This is a genomic window from Thermophagus sp. OGC60D27, from assembly GCF_052400625.1.
GTDB lineage: Bacteria > Bacteroidota > Bacteroidia > Bacteroidales > Marinilabiliaceae > Thermophagus.
In genome coordinates, this window is sequence record NZ_JBQTGH010000017.1 from 1 (window position 1) to 17023 (window position 17023).

The window sequence follows — 17023 nt, forward strand, 5'->3', positions numbered from 1 at the left end:
ATATAACACACGATTTAAAAGATACTCTGGAAAACCTGTGGCATTTTCAGCTTACAAACCTTAACTAAACGACATTGGTAATTTGAAGAAATGGTAATTCTCCCCTCTCGCAACCCATCAGCCATTGCTTTAACCTTGATTTCTCCTGCACGACGTCCAGCCCTAATTATCAATAGCGCTTTGCCTTGGAAAACTCTTCTTTGGTTCGCAACAAAAGGTTCGTCGCTCAAAACGTCAGCGTTTCCTACTCCGGCTATGGCTCCCTCCCCTGTTACCTTAAAACGAATATTATTAGAAGCATCCGGAACTAACACACCGTTTTTGTCCACCACCTTAACGGTTATATAAGAAAGATCCAAACCATCCGCTTTTATTTTTGATCTGTCAGGTTCCAAAACAACTCGATATGGTTTATCGGCAGTTACCATCTTATGTCGGGCCACTTCTCTGCCTTCAATTCTACTAATTGCCAAAATCTCCCCTGACTCCCAAGGAACTGTCCACTCTAAAAACTTGTGCATGGCAGGCCCCGTGTTTACAGGATTATCGGGATCATATTCGTCAGCGGCAAATCCTTTAATATCCTTACTGTAATATACTTCCGGAACATTGCGTCTACCCAACGATCTTCCATTCAAAAAAAGTTCCACTTCTTGTCCATTGGTAAATGTATATAGTTTAACGGAATCTTTATCATGCCAGTTCCAATGAGAAAACATAGGTTGATATCTTAATTGAACCTCATTCCAATACTTTTGCCTTTCATCATTCGAATCGAAAGCAGCAATCTGTACCATTGGATGTTCGCTGTATAAACTTTGAATATAGTAACTAAAAGGCTTCCAATGGTCATTCCAGTCTATGATTCCATTCGGCCATCCCTTGGATGGCCACCCAAAAGATTCTCCTATGTAGTCAGTTCCTCCCCAGTAAAATAATCCTACCGAATTGTGATGATTAAAATTAAACCATTCGTTTCCCAAATTCCCCACTTGTGCTTCGCTCAAAATAAACATAAGTTGTGGATATTTTGCTTTATCCACCGGCCAAAACTCTTCTCGATAATTGGTACTAACCACATCCATATAAAATTCCATTTCAGGTGGCCCTTCCCTGTAATAATTTTCTGTTCGATATGCCCCGCTTTTTCGAGAAGGATGCAGACCACACGTCACTTTGCGCGTGGGTTCGTAAGCATGAATAAAATCGCGCATTTTTTTCATCATCGGAACACCAAATTCGTAATGTGGGCTTCTTTGCTGGTGCGTTTCATTTCCTACACTCCAAATAAATACAGAAGGATGATTACGATCCCGTCTAATAAATGACTCCAAACTTTCTTCCCAATGGTCATTAAAATCATTTCCCTTACCAAAAAACTGATCATTCCACTTATCAAAGGCTTCATCCATTACTAACATTCCATTACGGTCACACCAATCTAAGATAAATTCATCATGAGGATTATGTGCCAATCGAATAGCATTGCACCCCAACTTTTTTAATCCCTCCAAACGGCGTTCAAAGCCTCTTTCAAAAGCTGCTGCACCCAATGGACCTAAATCATGGTGAATGTTTACACCTTTCACCAAGACCTTTCTCCCATTTAGTAATAATCCTTGATCCCGATCAAACTCAATGGTCCGAATACCAAAAAAAGATTGATATAAGTCACTTTCTTGTCCATCTGCTACAACCGAGGAGCGAACCTGATAAAGATTGGGCGTCTCCAAATCCCACAATAATGGGTTTTTAACTTTAACTTCTTGTGAAAACACATAAAGTTCTCCCGCGCCCAAAGGCACAACGTCCGAAATGCAATCAACTACTTCTCCTGAGGGTCCAATAATTTCGGTTTTCAGAGTCACCTCTGAATTATTATCTTTTTCATTCACCACCTCTGTTTCTACCAACACTTTAGCCAGACCGTCTGTTACGAAAGGAGTTCGAATATAAGTCCCTTTATAAGCAACATGTACCTCATTGGTAACATGCAGAATTACATCCCGGTATATCCCTTCTCCATTATACCATCGGGAACTTTCCATATCTGTATTATCATAACTGACTGCAATAAGATTGTCCCCTTGTCGTACAACGGATGAAATATCGACTATAAAATTTTTAAATCCGTTTAACTCATGAGCTAATTTTTCTCCATTAACATAAACCCGACAATCTCGATAAACACCTTCAAATTCAAGGAAAATCTTTTTAGAATTCAGTGGATTACTGAAATTAAGCCACTTCCTATACCACCCTTTTCGGCGTGGCAAAAAACCGTTCTTACGATCAGCATTCAGGCTATCCTTTACAAATGGGCCGACAATACTTGCATCATGTGGCAGATGCACCGTCGACCATCCCGAATCATCAAATTCCGGTTCTTGCGCCCCGGGAATTTCTCCAAAAGCATGTTTCCAGTCAAAATTAATTAATGTCGAAACTCTAGTGGTTTTCAAAAAATCTTGGGACTGGGCGTTTATAAGGGAAATGAAACTTATTAACAGTATAATAGCCTGAATTCGTACCATAATGCTTTTTCTTTAAACCATTGGATATTAAACATTTCTCACCAAACTTTATCTGGCAAAAAAAAGTTATAAGAACCGACCTGAAATTTTCAACTCAAAATACTTGATTTTCTTTCCACCAACATTTACAGATTCAATTATTCGTTGTTCTTAAATAATTCTATATCTATTTGAGAAATTTTTCCCGTAATGCTTCAACTTCCTTATCACCAATCGGCCGAAGGTCGCCAATCGGCTTGGCCATAGTCAGTGATTTCGCACTAAATTCTGCCACCTCTAGGCGATCAAAGGTTTGCAGTAACTTATCGCCTGTAACCAATACAGAATCATTTTCAATAATCACAGCAGGGATGTCTTTTGAAATGAGATCAGGTATTATCTTTTTACCCTTAAAATGAGAACCAAAGGGAACAATAGGTACATCTTGCAGAAAAATCCAGCTCTCAGGAATAGTGCGTACATCAAACTTCTCCCCTGTAACACCAAATGCCATCAAATAGGGAGATTGAGTAAGAATAATCGAATTGATATCAGGATGCCTTCGATAAATCTCCTGATGTAACCAAACGGAACGGCTCGGAACTTTTCCTGGTTCCCGCTTGCCGTCTTTTATCTGAACGATATCCTCAATTGTAATATCCCAACGAAGAACATTGGTAGGCGTTATCAAAAAATCATTATTTCGCCAACGGCATGATACCGTTCCATAAGAGCTAATCATCATGCCTTGTTGACAGGCTCTGCGAACAATATTTGTAATCTCTTGACGTATTTCTCTCTCATCGGAGGGGAATTCCACATGGTCCTGTTCTGGTTGTAGGACAGGAATCTGACCTTCAAAACGTTCTATTTCTTCATCGCCTAACGATTTTACAGTACCAATGGTTTTGGCATTAATGATCGTACGTGCACAAAACTCCAATGTCTCAAATCGTTGAAAAGCATCTTTTAAATCAGTTCCACCAACAACAACACCATGGTTCTCCATTATCACCGCATTGAAAGACTCTTTAAAAACCTTGGCAATATTGTCTCCCAACTTTTGGCTGCCTGGTAATTCATATGATGCATATCCTATAGGACCGCATATATTCTTTGCTTGAGGAATAACGTTGGTATCAGGAATATTATGAACAATACTAAAAGAAACCAATGCCGGAGGGTGAGCATGAATCACCGCTTTTATATCGGGTCTGTTTTCGTAAATAGCCTTATGAAAAGGATATTCTGACGATGGGCTGTGAGGTCCCTCAATGGTGCCATCATTACGCACACACATAATATCTTCTCGCCTTAGGGACCCCTTATCAATTCCTGATGGTGTCACCCATATATCACCATTTCCATCAATAACAGAAATATTACCACCTGTTGTTGTCGTTAATCCATGATAATAAATCCGATTAATTGTAAGAATGATCTGATCGCGAGGATGCATCATTTTTGTATCTAATTTCATTACTACTCCCTATGTTTAAAGAACTGCCTGTTTTAAATTCAAATTTATTTGAGGCTTTGGAGTTTCACCAAAAATATCTGAAACAACCGCTGCTGCTCCAAGTGCAGTAGCATTGTGAATGGTTGAAGTAAAAACCTTCATCTTTGGGAAAAATCCAGCCATGACTTTTACAAAAATCTCATTTTTGGAAAAACCTCCGGAAATAAAAATAGTCTTAATACTTTCCTGACTCTCAAGAATTAGCTCTATAGAATTAACATTCAACCTAGTCAGATCAAAAATTAATCGATGATAAGCTTCCTCAAACGAAATAAACAAAGTTAAATCAACTTGGTCATCCAGATAATTATCGGGAACTCCATTTTTAAAAAAAGCTTTGGAAGATATTTTGTCTTCTTCCAAAAAAGTTTTGATTAATTCATCATTTGCCAACACATTCTTAAAGTCACCCTCTCCAACCTTAAAATGACGGCATAAGTTTTTTAGATTAATATCATGGATATGGCCCATAAAAAGCCTTGACGATTTAACTGGTTTTTCATCAATACTAAGGTAACATAAACAATCATTTTTTAACTGTTCAAGGGTTAAAGGAAGATTATTAAAAGGATTCATATTAATACACCAAGTGCCGGTAGAAACTAAAATAAAGGGTTCCCCCACCATATGAAGATAGGGCACCAAAGATGCGGAACTGTCATGAATTCCTATCCCGACCCACAATTCTTGGCCGCCAATAGAAACAAGAGTTCTTTCAGAATTTTTTTCAGGCGATGGCAATAAAACACCTTCCTCCTCAAGCCATTGATGATATTTCATTTGATCAAAATCCCACATCCCTGTATGACATCCAATTGAAGTATAATCCGATACGATCCTATTTGTTAACAAAAATGATAAATACTGAGGTAAATGAAGAATATGGGTAACTTTTTTATAAACATCCTTTTTGAAACGCTTCAACCATAGAATTTGAACTCCCGAATTCAGCATCGCTTCAAGGGGAGGACTGGCTGTTTTACGACAAAATTCGTTCCTCCCACCATTGGACTCATACCATTCATTTTTAACAATCTCCGGAATAGGCTTCATATAATTGTAAACAGGGGTCAACCGGTGACCCCTACCGTCCAAAAAAACCAAAGACGCGCCATAAGTGGAAAAATTCACTCCAATAATATGGTATTTTCCCTTATTTATTTCCTCTTTAAGCCGACTCCTAACCCATTCTTCTATAAATGATATATCATCACATTCAAAACCATCATCATCAACTACAGGAGGAATTTTCTGTTCATCCTGAAAAACCAACTCCAATTTATTATTGAACAATAGGAATTTTTTATTAGTCTTCCCTATATCAAAGACAGCAATTACATCTTCCATATTTTCACAAAAAATCATCTTCTCTTTTTCAAGATTTCTTTTTCATAATCAACGACCTCCTTAATAAAATCTCCGCCAACAGGAACTTTATTCACCAAGCAATAATAGTCCCAAACGGCTCCAAACAATCTTGTTTTCATTGTTTCCATAAGCGCCAACCTTTCAAAATTTCGGGAATTTTCTTCGTAGCTAAGTAACATTTCAGTTGGCTCCAATAAGGCCTGCATAAATGCTTGCTGTGTCGCTCTGGTTCCAACTAAGTAAGCACCTACTCTATTCACACTTCCATCAAAGAAATCAAGCCCAATATTTACCCGATCTAAATAATTGTTTCGAATAATTTCTTGAGCTATCAACATGATTTCATCATTCAGTGTCACAATATGATCGCTATCCCAACGTACACCACGGGTTACATGAAGCAATATTTCATCCAGAAATTGAAGAACAGAAGAAATTTTATCACCGACCTGCTCTGTTGGGTGAAAATGACCATTATCAAGACAAAGAAGCTTTTGATTTTGAATAGTATACCCCATATAAAACTCATGAGATCCTACCACCATAGCCTCCGATCCAATACCAAAAAGCTTGCATTCCATTGCATCTTTCAGATATTCCTTTGAAAACTCCTCTGCATAAATCTCATCTAAGGATTTCTTTAGAATAGTTCGATAACCAGCCCTGTCAATGGGATAATCCTTAGAGCCATCAGGAATCCATAAATTATGAACCGAAGGGGTTCCCAATTGTTTTCCAAATTCTGCAGCAATTTTTCGGCAGGCCTTCACATGGTTAATCCAGAATCGTCGAACTTCTTCATTTTTACTGGAAAGAGTAAAGCCATCATTAGCCTTGGGGTGAGAAAAACAAGTTGCATTAAAATCTAATCCTATTCCTTGCTCTTTAGCCCAGTCAATCCATCCTTGAAAATGCTCAATGTCCACCTCATCACGGTCAACTTGTTTTCCTCCAAATTCACCATAAATGGCATGAAGGCTAAGCCGTTGTTTTCCTGGAAGCAATGAAAAAACCTTTTCCAAATCAGCTCTCATTTCTTCAATAGATCTTGGTTTTCCTGGATAATTTCCTGTCACCTGTATTCCACCTCCACCAAGTTCTGCATCGGGCGTTTCAAAACCACTCACATCATCCGACTGCCAACAATGAAGACTGATAACAATTTCATTCATTTTTTCCACAACGGCATCGGTATCTACACCAAAACCGGCATATTGCTCTTTAGCTAGTAAATATGCTTTTTCTATATTATTATTAATACCCATAGATAAAAAGTTTAAATAATGATTTTAATTTTTCTAAAAACTATTATGCCAAAATTGAATTCATTCAAAAACCAAATCCGTAATCGCCCAAACAATTAGCGAATATTTTCTTATGCCTGATAATCTTTATAAACTCACCACGAAAGTCGATGCAATAAGAACAATTAAGCCTACAAATAAAACCCACATTGTTTTTCGGTTGGCCCCTTTCCATTCCTTCAAAATAATTCCCCAAACATTGCTAAAAGAAATATTCAAAGCCATTAAAATACTCCAACCAAATACTGCCATATTTTCTGGAAGTTTACTTTGCCCCATGCCTAAGAAATGAAACTGAAGAAACCAAAGAAAACCTGCCAGAAAAGTAAAAAACAAATTATTGAAAAATATTTTAGCTCCTGAATGAAAATAATCCTGATACGTTTTATTTTTAATATTTAAATAAAGGCAATATACCGCATTGGTAAAAAATCCCCCCCAAAGAATGAATACAAGAGATGGATTCTTTAAATACAAAGGATCCGTACCGTAAGACCTGGTTAGCTCTTCTATCGGCTTAGCAGCTTCAAGTCCAAAATTAAAACACGCACTCATAACACCTGCCAATATCGCGATCAAAACCCCTTTTTTTAAAGCAAATTCAGATACCGCTTTCTTTCGCTGCTCCTCTGTCAAAGATTTATTTTTTAACGCTCCTGCATATCCTATAATAGCGATTCCCGCTACGCATACGCCAACACCAATAATGAGAATCCATGACAGTGATTCTTGTGGATTGATCATTGGAGGTACCAACGTCCCAAAAGCGGCTGTAAGTCCTAGAGCTAAACTCTGACCTAATGCAACACCCAAATACCGAATTGAAAGGCCAAAGGTTAGTCCGCCTATACCCCACAAAACCCCAAACATTATTGCTAGCCATTTGGGCTTGTTAGGTGCTTCAGACAAAACTTCAAAAAGAGCGTTCTCTGGTACAGTTAGCCATGCAAATAGCAATGGAACCACCAACCATGCAGCAATACCTTGCATTATCCAATAACTCTCCCATGCCCAAGATTTAACTTTTTTAAACGGAACATAAAAGCTGGAAGCCCCCAAACTTCCAACAGCAATTAGAAGGATACCTTGAATTGCATTCATAAGATAGATAAATATAAAGATTAAAAACTTTAAACAATCATCAAAAGTATCTAACACATACTATCAAATCAATACACAAACTGGCATTAAAGTTAACCAATTTGACACATGTCTTTACAATTAAAAAGGATAAACTACTAGAAACTCATCACTAAGCAACCTCTAATCATATATCTCTATAACATTTCTTGAACATTAAATCACCAAATTCAATTTTTAACAAAACTTCAAACCAATTAATTAATCCTTCAGCCAATACATTCCCCCATAAAATACTATAAACAACTCATAATAAAGCTTATTCTAGCAACATCAAAGAAAAATCCATTTAAAATTGTTAGCAATTGAAAATTCCTAATTATTTACTATTTTTACACTGGCAGAGTTTTTTTTAACAATAACAACAAAGCCCAACATGCAAGACTTCTATAAATATCTTACGACAAATCAAGAAGATAAAGAATGGGGCATTTCATTCAACGTGGTGGGCTTGGCAACTGTAAAAGCAGGTGAAATATATCCTTGGCCCGATCATCCAACTGGTTATTATTTTCAATGGGATAAAGGCAGGATTTTATCCGAATATCAAATCAATTATATTACAGAAGGACAAGGAATCCTGGAAACGAAAACAGGCAAGTTCAAAGTCCATACAGGTACCATAATGCTTATAAAGCCAGGAATGTGGCACCGTTATAAACCCGACATTAAAACAGGTTGGACTGAACACTATATTGGAATTGAAGGTGATATTGTAGATCGTCTCTTCCGAAACCCTATTCTCAATTCAAGAATCCCGATTATTGAATGCGGATTAAAAGAAAGCTTTTTAGATTGCTACTACAAAATATTCGAATTGGCTCAAAAAGAACGTCCTGGATTTCAACTAATTTCTTCCGGCATAGCAATCAGATTACTAGGATCAGTGGTATCACTAGTAAAAAACAGACATTTCAAAGGGACACCTCTAGAAATCGCGATGGAAGACGCAAAATTTATAATGCGGGAAAATGTAGAACGCGAATTGGACTTCAAAAAGCTCGCTTCATCTCTTAATCTTGGTTATTCATATTTTAGGAAGATGTTCAAAAAACATACTGGTGTTTCCCCTGGGCAATATCATTTGCACCTCCGTTTGATGAGAGCCAAGGAATTGCTTCTATCTACAGATATACCGATCAAACAGGTAGCATTTGAGACAGGTTTTGAGTCAACACATTATTTCAGCCGCCTGTACAAAAAGAAAATGGGAATTCCTCCTTCTGAAGTTAGAAAAAAATGAACTCCAATTCCTAGCTTTCTTACTCATTTTATCCCCCCAAAAAACATAAATTTAAAAGATATTTTTATTCTTCTCCATCCCATCCGGCTAGACGGGCCAGGATCCACCAAAAAGCCATAGCCTTACGATTGGCGGTGATATGTTGAGAGTTGTGCGCTCCATAGGCAACCTCCCCACCAGGTGATAATCTATTTTCCCAATAATCCACTCCTTTTGTATGAGACGCTTGCCATTCTTGATAAAAATTTCCTCCATATAGGTCAGAATAGCCATCATCCCCAGCATCTTCCCAATAATTTCCGTCCATATCATGGGTATCAATACTATAATAATCTAAACAGTAAAGTTTATTTTCCTGGCAATAAGTATTGATTAAATCTGCCTGATTTTTAGGCCTTCCTTCTCCCACGTTCTTATCGAATACAGCATGTCCAGTCATAAAAATAAAATGAACGAATTCTTCCCGTTGTCCGGGACCGGTTCCAATTTTTGAACCTCCTTTACCATATTCGGCAATCAACTGTGACATACCTGGAAGATAATTTTCCTCCACCTTATGCTTGGATATATCACACCACGACCACATTACCACATTAACATGGGCATTATCCGGATCGTCAAGGAAATTTCTGGTTGCCTGAATAAAGGCTGTTTCATCCACACTTAGATCAGTGGCTGTTTTTCCCTGTGAGGCATAATCTTCCATTGCATAATCATAAATGGTCAATTTCCCATTGATCAACGTATTGCGCGAAACACCAAATAGATTCTCATCACCATCCTTATAACTTGTTAGGCCGAATACACCACGTGTCACATGCGTGCCATGCGAAGTATGCTGATAAGCCACATAAAAATTTTCTCTAGCTTTCTCAAGATATTGCTTTGGAATACTCCTTAATACGGATTCTTTTGCCACCTCATGTCCTGCAACAAACCTAGTTCCTTCAACACTATCCAAATCATCACCGACACCTTCTGAATTTTCTCCCTCGGAACTATCATCATCTACATCATTTGTCTCCTCCTCCGATCCGGAACTGGGATCGGTTTCTTCCGTCAACTCACCATCACCTGTATTATCCTCAACAGCGTCAAGCGTGCATGCCGTCAACCAAAACAAAAACATCGAAATAAAAAAATAACCTGGCTTCATATGCCTTAATTTAATTTTCATTAATACTCAGTCAATTATCAAAATCATAAACCCATTGGTACTAGACATTTAATTCTCAAAAATCGAAACAATTTCAACGACACTCAACTCGCTGTCATTTAAAACATGTATTCAAAATAAGAAAAGCTTTAAAGTCATAACGCCTTCCCACCTCCCATATTGCTTAAAAGATAACTTGAGCCTCCACTGCTAATACATAAACACCCATTTTATGACTTTCAACAGTAACAATTCATTTTCAGTCTTTTTTACAACTGGCAAAATACGACGACTTTGTATCAAAATCAATAGTATTAGCTTTGCAATTAAAAACAATAAAAAGAAGCCATGCACCCCGAAATTTTTTTATTTAATCCCACCAATGAAATGGCCATTGCCAATGGTCAGGGATCTTATATGCCCCCCCTCAGACTTCAAAGATTCGAGAATGACTTAGCTGCAATACCTTGGTTATTAACTAATGAACAAGACTTTATACTTATCTCTCAAAAACAAGGAAATACTTTAGAACATTTAAGCCAATTTGGTTGGAAAATGCCGTCATTGGTGACTTCACCTTCTGAAATACCTGAAAACATGAGGATTAACTTTTCCCCATGGGGATGGAGTCCGGCGGTATATAACAAACTAAAACCTTTTTATCATTTGGCATCCAGACAATGGATGGAACACCCTTTTGCCACTTGGAAAAACAATTCAGCACATCTCCTAAGCCGTGAAACTGGATATCAGCTCTTAAACGAAATTAAAAAAATAAAAAATCAACACCCCAAACATTATGATCTCATTGAGATTCCTTATTCGCCAATAAAAATCAGTAATATCAAACAATTGGCGCAAACATTATCAGACATCCAACCACCTGCTTTGATCAAAACCCCCTGGAGTGCTTCAGGACGAGGACTCTTTAGAATAAGAGATCATCGTGACGATCCTTCACAATCGGACTGGATCCGCGGAATGCTTAAACGACAAAAAGTTATTTATCTTGAGAAAATGCTTTCTAAAATTCAGGATGTCTCATTTCAATTTATAATCAATAAAAACATTAACTATAAAGGGCACAACTTTTTTTATACTGATGATTCCGGACAATTTGCGGGATGCGCGGTTGGATATCCTGAAAACAGTTTTTCCTGTTTTCAGGATATGAACAAAGTCAAAGAAGCATTATCTCAGGGTGCTGAAATAATATCACTAGCTCTTAAGCAATTGAGAATAGAAATTCAGTATTGTGGGCCGGCCGGAATTGATGGGCTCTTTTTCATAGATGATCAAAATGAAATGAAGTTACAACCTTGTCTTGAAATCAACTTAAGATATAACATGGGCCTGGCTAATCTTCGGCTGCAAAATAGAATTGCGCCTCAAGCGCATGGACGTTGGACTACAGGCATTTTTAAACAGGAAGCTTGGACTTCATTTTGCAAGAGAATGAGTATGGAGAATCCTCCCGTCTTTGAACAAAACAAAATAAAAAAAGGATTTTTGCCGTTGGTTAATCCCTATTCCGAAAAGCTCTTTGGAGCATGGCTAAACCTAAAATAGCTAAATACCGCTACCTTCTTCTTCTATTTTGCTTATTTGCATCACAGGACCAAGTTCTTCTTGAATAAGTTTTACCGTGGCATCATACCCAATTTTAAATAGTTCATCCGCTTTGTCGAAATCCAAAAGAGTGAAACGCTTCATCTCCTCCGGCTCAATTAAAAAATCGCACATTTGACGGCTTTCATTAACATTTTGCTCTACTGCCAGACTAAAAGTTCGCTGGGCAATTTCACGAATCCCACTTAATTTTTCCACTGTACCATTATAATTGACATTCACACCGATCAAAATACGACACTTATCCTTAATGGATGCAGCCGGAAGGTTATCAAATAACCCTCCATCGATATAAGTTTTTCCTTGGATATCCTGGGGTAACAAAATAACGGGAACCGAACAGGATGCAATAACATAATCAATAAGAGGTCCCTTTTCGCCTTTCACTTCATTAATCCCATCTGTAATATTTGCCACAGACAAAAAGAATGGTTTCTTTAAAGTGGAAAAATCATCCTCAGGAATCTCCTCTTTCAATAATCTTCGCACGGCATTCAGTTCGAAAAAACCTCGTTGACCAAAACGAAGTGATACCATGCTATAAATTTTATCCTTTTTCACCAGGTCAAGAATACGTTCTGGACGAATTCCAGCAGCATATAAGACGCCAACTAAAGCCCCCATACTAGTGCCGGAAATAATATCGGGCGACATTCCGTACTGATCTAGCGCACTGAGAACACCTATATGAGCTATCCCCCGGGCACTCCCCCCACTCAGGGCTATCCCCACCTCATGGACAAAGGAATTTTCATATTGATCAGCCAAGCTCTTTTTGTTCTGTGCCGGATCTCCCTGCGGCCCCGACTTTGACTTCTCTTTATATTTTAGTATCCAATCAAATAATCCCATAGCAAACAACTTCAGATGTTAAACATTGACTCAAAAATATCAGCTAAATCTTAATAATCAATAACAATCTATTCTTCAATATTTAAAAGGTTCTGTAGATTAATGCGCTGAATGTCGATATTCTGTGAATTAATTTACATCAAAAATCTGGAAATCTTTGACTTTATGAACAGATTCTAAAATAAAAAAAGGAAGAATAATAAATACTCTTCCCTTTTTAAAAATAATAACTTACTCAACATTTTTTGACTCCACTTTTATTTAATTCCGATAAGCTATATGGCTATTCGTCTCATTTTTTTCGGAATCACATAAAAGCACTTCAAACAAAAAAGTATTGATGATTTTTTGAACGTTTAACCTAAAATAACATTTTCTACTTCTTTTTTCAGAAGATTCACCCTGCAGTATACAATAATAAAGCTGAGTAAGTATTAATGCCTTGACTGGAATGCGCAGCATACTCCAAATCGATAATCTGATCGGGAGAAATCTTTTCTTCCGCAAGAAAATGGTTGATCTGATCATCCAGCGACATGTCATAATCATCTAATCCAGTGTACTGAAAGTGTTTTGTAAATACTTTTTTCATAAAATCCTCTTTAATATTATTAAACTCACATCACACATTCGGTCTACGCAAAAAAGAGTTTTTTGATACACTAAAGATTCTAAATAACTACATAATTTTTATGTTCTGATAACAATTAGTTCTATATGTTGTCTTTAGATCAAAAAAAATTTCCAATAAGATTCAATAAACTAAAGTAGTTTAAGGGGAAAGGCCCTACCAATAAACCCACATAACAATCTACTCAGATCCAAATTAAAAAAAAGAGGGGCGTGCCCCTCTTTTTTTTAATCACTCTATTTTAGTTCGCTTACAATTTCGACTAGTTCGGAAAATTTCTGATACATCTCCTTGCGAACCTCCTGAAAATACTTTTTCACCTTTTTAGGATCCCTTTTTTCAACAGGATGATTAATTTTTTTAAGAATGGCACTACGGAACATAAGGGTATCGGTAACCACCTTCCTGAATGTCTCATCATCCACATTGCTAAAGAGCATTTTTCTTACATAAGCTTCAGTAACTATTTCACCGGCCAAATAATTTATATCTTTCTTTAAGTCTCTAATACTCGCCATGATTTCCTAATTAAAATTTATATACCAAATTTAAATGTTTTTATTATTGCATACAAACCATTGGTTCACATTTACTCCTTTTTTTATTCTTTTAATCTAAAAAATCAGGCTATTCGTAAAAGAAATCAACACATTAAACATTTACCTTTAACATTAAAAACATATTTTTCTACATTTGTAATCGTCAGAAAGTGCTTGCGCTTTTTACCCAAAAGTGCAACGTGACCTAAGTAACCCATGTTCAAAAAGGAAAAGACGACTCAAAACGTTGAGCCGTCTTTTTTTTTAGTTTAATTTAGCCATTCATTCAATTGGCGAATTACTACCTGTCGCAGAGAATCAGGCAAATTATTGATTCTGGTCCGATGCGAACCTCCAGGCTTTTGGATTTTCACCATTTGTGATAAACCTTCTGGCTCCAGCGAGGTGGCACTCCATGGATCATTCTGACCGGTTATCAAAATAATTTCAGGATCAGCCTCTTTCAGTTTTCTTAAGATTCGATAAGGTGCATTTTTATCGAATTCAAGATTGGCCACATCGGGAGCCATAAACCGATTAGAAACGGTATCGGTATGAATTTCATCCAACCACGCTTTCAACGGTGTTGCCAAATAGGGATAATAGCCCAATTCTTTGTATGCTTGATAAAAGAAAGGACAAATCTGTTCCCATTGCTGATCCGAAAAGTATCCAAAATCACTCCCCTTTTTCAGATGGTTAAACAACTCTTCGGCTGAAGCCCCTGACCCCGGAATATTATCAATATTACCGCCCCATTGCCATAGACTGAATGGATATTCCAGAACTGCCAGCTCAAAAGCTTTTTCCTTCCCCATTCGGAAAGTATATCCTTTTTTTCGGGCCAAATCATTAAAAAAAGGCATCAACTCATTCTGGCGCTTTAAAACTTCTTTCTGAAATGTCAAAATACGGTGCCGTTGTTCGGCACTACCAACATGTTTAAAAAATTCAATCAACCGTGTATCTTCCTTTTCCAGATTAAACGGAGCAACATAAGCAACAGTAACATCCACATCCTTAGGAAAAAGAGCACGATGAATCAACGCAGTTTGTCCCCCTTTGCTTATTCCGGTATTTATCCATTTTCCGGTGTAAAAAGGCCTAAACATTTCCACAATTCGGTGATGATCCATTGCTGCCTGATCGATAGTCAAAAACTCCCAATCCATGGAGTCAGGAACAGATTGACCAAAGTATCGATGCTCCACAACAATTTGATTTCCACCAACAATTTTCGTGAGTTCGGTGGTTCTGTTTTTGGGGGCCATATACCCCTCTGTCACTAATACAACGGGAGCCGAAGTTGACCTATGAGACAACCATACTCGCTGATTAAAATAGCCCTTTTCCGGATGAAAATGATCAACGGGTTGTTTTACCCACAGAAGCCATGCTTTCGCAAATATGGAATCGGCCCGCACCTCATCCGAGGAAACCACCCCTGGCCAATTAGAAAATATATCTGCCTGCGTTTGGCCGAATACAATAATATTAATACTAAACAACCCAAAACAAACAACTAATAAAACACTAAATTTTTCTCTTTTCATTTATTCTTATTTAGATAGACCAAAACACCCTCCCAAAAAAAATTCATATACTTCATCCTTCACTTTTCATCACTTGGGATTATCAATTAATTTCTGATAAACCGAATGCAGCAAACAAAAATTACCCTATCCTCTCTTTTAAACTCATTTACAAAATATGAAGTATCAATGCATAATTAGGAATTTTTCTTATTTTCTATTAAATTGAGTGATCTTAACTTATAAATTATCAGCCTTTTAACATACTAATCTTTTGAAAAATTTTACTGTAATCCTAAAGAAATCGTACAAAAATATATCAATTTCATTTTCTTTGTAATGACAAAAGCTATAGAACAACCATCCCCTTCATTTGGGGGGTGCAATTTAAAGTTTTTTTAGGTCCGAAAACCATCGGCATTTAAGATCTTATGAACTGTTAATGGAGAACTCATCTATTTAATTGAACAAACCTTAAAATCATTATTAAATATTTTAAAATATTACAATATAAATAACCATGCAAAAATTAAAATTTATGAAAAGACTTGTTATGCTCATTTTCCTGTCAGGAATATTCAGTTTAGCCTCACAGGCTCAGTCCTTGAAAGAGATCTGCAATATGACCAAATCATTCAAAAATACCGACACTGTAAAAATAGATGCCAATTTCTGCAAGGTTACCATTACCTCAGCTAAAACTGATTCCATAAATGTCCAAACAGTTATCAAGGCTTCCACCTCCACCGACGGTTTCGGACTGAAAGAAGAAATCAGTAATAACACTTTAGAACTTTACGTTATGATTCCTGATACCCATGTCTCTACCAAAACGGGGGAAATTATTCTATCTGTTCCTGCGGGAGTTAACGTTTTCGTTCAAACTACTTCTGGTTATATTCAACCCCAAAATCTCTACGACTGTTATTTGGAAGGCAGTTCCTCATACGGAAAAATCCTAACAGAAAATGTTTCTGGACACTACAAATTCAAAACTTCAACAGGAATAATATCGGTTAAAAATCTCAAAGGAGACCTTTCGACTATGACCAAAAGCGGATCCATCGAACTTTATAACATAGATGGGAAAGTTCACTCTGTTTCTGACAAAGGAATCATTTCGGCCGATAATATTCTTGGAAATCTTACTGCCCAAACCAATACGGCAGCCCAAAATATTTCCAATGTTAAAGGAAACCTAATGCTGCGAACCTCAACCGGCATATTAACCCTGAAAAATATCCAGGGACAATTGCAGACCCTCAACGATGACGGAGATGTGTGGATAGACAATCTAAAAGGAACTATGGACCTTAAATCACTGGCCGGCAAGCTGGTCGGCACAGCCATTCAACTCACAAAAAGCAGCACCTTTGAAACCACCAAAGGACGAGTTGAAATGGAATTAAAAAACCCTCTCAATGAACTCACTTTTGATTTGGAATCCAACTTTGGCTTTCTTTATATCCCGGGAAAATCCAAAAAGAAGAAACTCACCTCGGGAAAAGGACCTATAGTCATAACAGCTCGTACCAACAGTGGTCCCCAACGTTTTACTCTGGCCAAATAAACGAAACAAAAAGGAACGGCCCCACTT

13 protein-coding genes are annotated in these 17023 nt (G+C 37.2%); 3 read left to right on the plus strand and 10 right to left on the minus strand.

The window, feature by feature from the left end:
* Positions 1-14 precede the first annotated feature (14 nt).
* From ACT29H_RS15500 to ACT29H_RS15520, 5 genes are all read right to left on the minus strand, one after another.
* On the minus strand, positions 15-2534 hold the full coding sequence (locus ACT29H_RS15500) for a glycoside hydrolase family 2 TIM barrel-domain containing protein (protein WP_444822564.1): 2520 nt from the start codon (positions 2532-2534) through the stop codon (positions 15-17).
* A 166-nt stretch (positions 2535-2700) separates the two neighbouring features.
* Positions 2701-3993, minus strand: coding sequence for a class II aldolase/adducin family protein (locus ACT29H_RS15505; RefSeq protein ID WP_444822565.1), 1293 nt, complete (start codon positions 3991-3993; stop codon positions 2701-2703).
* 15 nt (positions 3994-4008) lie between these two features.
* Positions 4009-5397 carry an FGGY-family carbohydrate kinase gene (locus ACT29H_RS15510; protein ID WP_444822566.1) on the minus strand — a complete coding sequence of 463 codons (1389 nt, stop codon included), beginning with the start codon at positions 5395-5397 and terminating at the stop codon, positions 4009-4011.
* Positions 5394-6665, minus strand: coding sequence for an L-rhamnose isomerase (locus ACT29H_RS15515; RefSeq protein ID WP_444822567.1), 1272 nt, complete (start codon positions 6663-6665; stop codon positions 5394-5396). Before ACT29H_RS15515 ends, ACT29H_RS15510 begins: the two co-directional genes overlap by 4 nt.
* A 126-nt stretch (positions 6666-6791) precedes the next feature.
* Positions 6792-7805, minus strand: a complete 1014-nt coding sequence (locus tag ACT29H_RS15520; protein WP_444822568.1) for an L-rhamnose/proton symporter RhaT — start codon at positions 7803-7805, stop codon at positions 6792-6794.
* A gap of 415 nt (positions 7806-8220) precedes the next feature.
* Here ACT29H_RS15520 and ACT29H_RS15525 point away from each other — a divergent pair, with 415 nt between their 5' ends.
* Positions 8221-9087, plus strand: coding sequence for an AraC family transcriptional regulator (locus ACT29H_RS15525; RefSeq protein ID WP_444822569.1), 867 nt, complete (start codon positions 8221-8223; stop codon positions 9085-9087).
* Positions 9088-9151: 64 nt separating this feature from the next.
* Here the strand turns inward: ACT29H_RS15525 and ACT29H_RS15530 are convergent, their stop codons facing one another.
* Complete coding sequence (locus ACT29H_RS15530) at positions 9152-10243, minus strand: hypothetical protein (protein WP_444822570.1); 1092 nt, start codon at positions 10241-10243, stop codon at positions 9152-9154.
* 348 nt (positions 10244-10591) lie between these two features.
* On the opposite strand from ACT29H_RS15530, the gene ACT29H_RS15535 reads away from it, so the two are divergent.
* On the plus strand, positions 10592-11812 hold the full coding sequence (locus ACT29H_RS15535; protein ID WP_444822571.1) for a hypothetical protein: 1221 nt from the start codon (positions 10592-10594) through the stop codon (positions 11810-11812).
* Here ACT29H_RS15535 and ACT29H_RS15540 read toward each other — a convergent pair whose 3' ends face one another.
* The 4 genes from ACT29H_RS15540 to ACT29H_RS15555 all read right to left on the minus strand — a co-directional run bounded on the left by ACT29H_RS15540 (position 11813) and on the right by ACT29H_RS15555 (position 15447).
* Positions 11813-12724, minus strand: a complete 912-nt coding sequence (locus ACT29H_RS15540; protein WP_444822572.1) for a patatin-like phospholipase family protein — start codon at positions 12722-12724, stop codon at positions 11813-11815.
* A 397-nt stretch (positions 12725-13121) separates the two neighbouring features.
* Positions 13122-13316: a sporulation protein Cse60 gene (locus tag ACT29H_RS15545; RefSeq protein WP_444822573.1), complete on the minus strand. Its 195-nt coding sequence runs from the start codon at positions 13314-13316 to the stop codon at positions 13122-13124.
* Between the two features lie 275 nt (positions 13317-13591).
* Positions 13592-13873 (minus strand): hypothetical protein, encoded by a 282-nt coding sequence (locus tag ACT29H_RS15550; RefSeq protein WP_444822574.1) that lies wholly within the window; start codon positions 13871-13873, stop codon positions 13592-13594.
* 290 nt (positions 13874-14163) lie between these two features.
* Complete coding sequence (locus ACT29H_RS15555; protein ID WP_444822575.1) at positions 14164-15447, minus strand: S28 family serine protease; 1284 nt, start codon at positions 15445-15447, stop codon at positions 14164-14166.
* A 517-nt stretch (positions 15448-15964) separates the two neighbouring features.
* On the opposite strand from ACT29H_RS15555, the gene ACT29H_RS15560 reads away from it, so the two are divergent.
* Positions 15965-16996, plus strand: coding sequence for a DUF4097 family beta strand repeat-containing protein (locus ACT29H_RS15560; RefSeq protein WP_444822576.1), 1032 nt, complete (start codon positions 15965-15967; stop codon positions 16994-16996).
* The last annotated feature ends 27 nt before the right edge of the window (positions 16997-17023 follow it).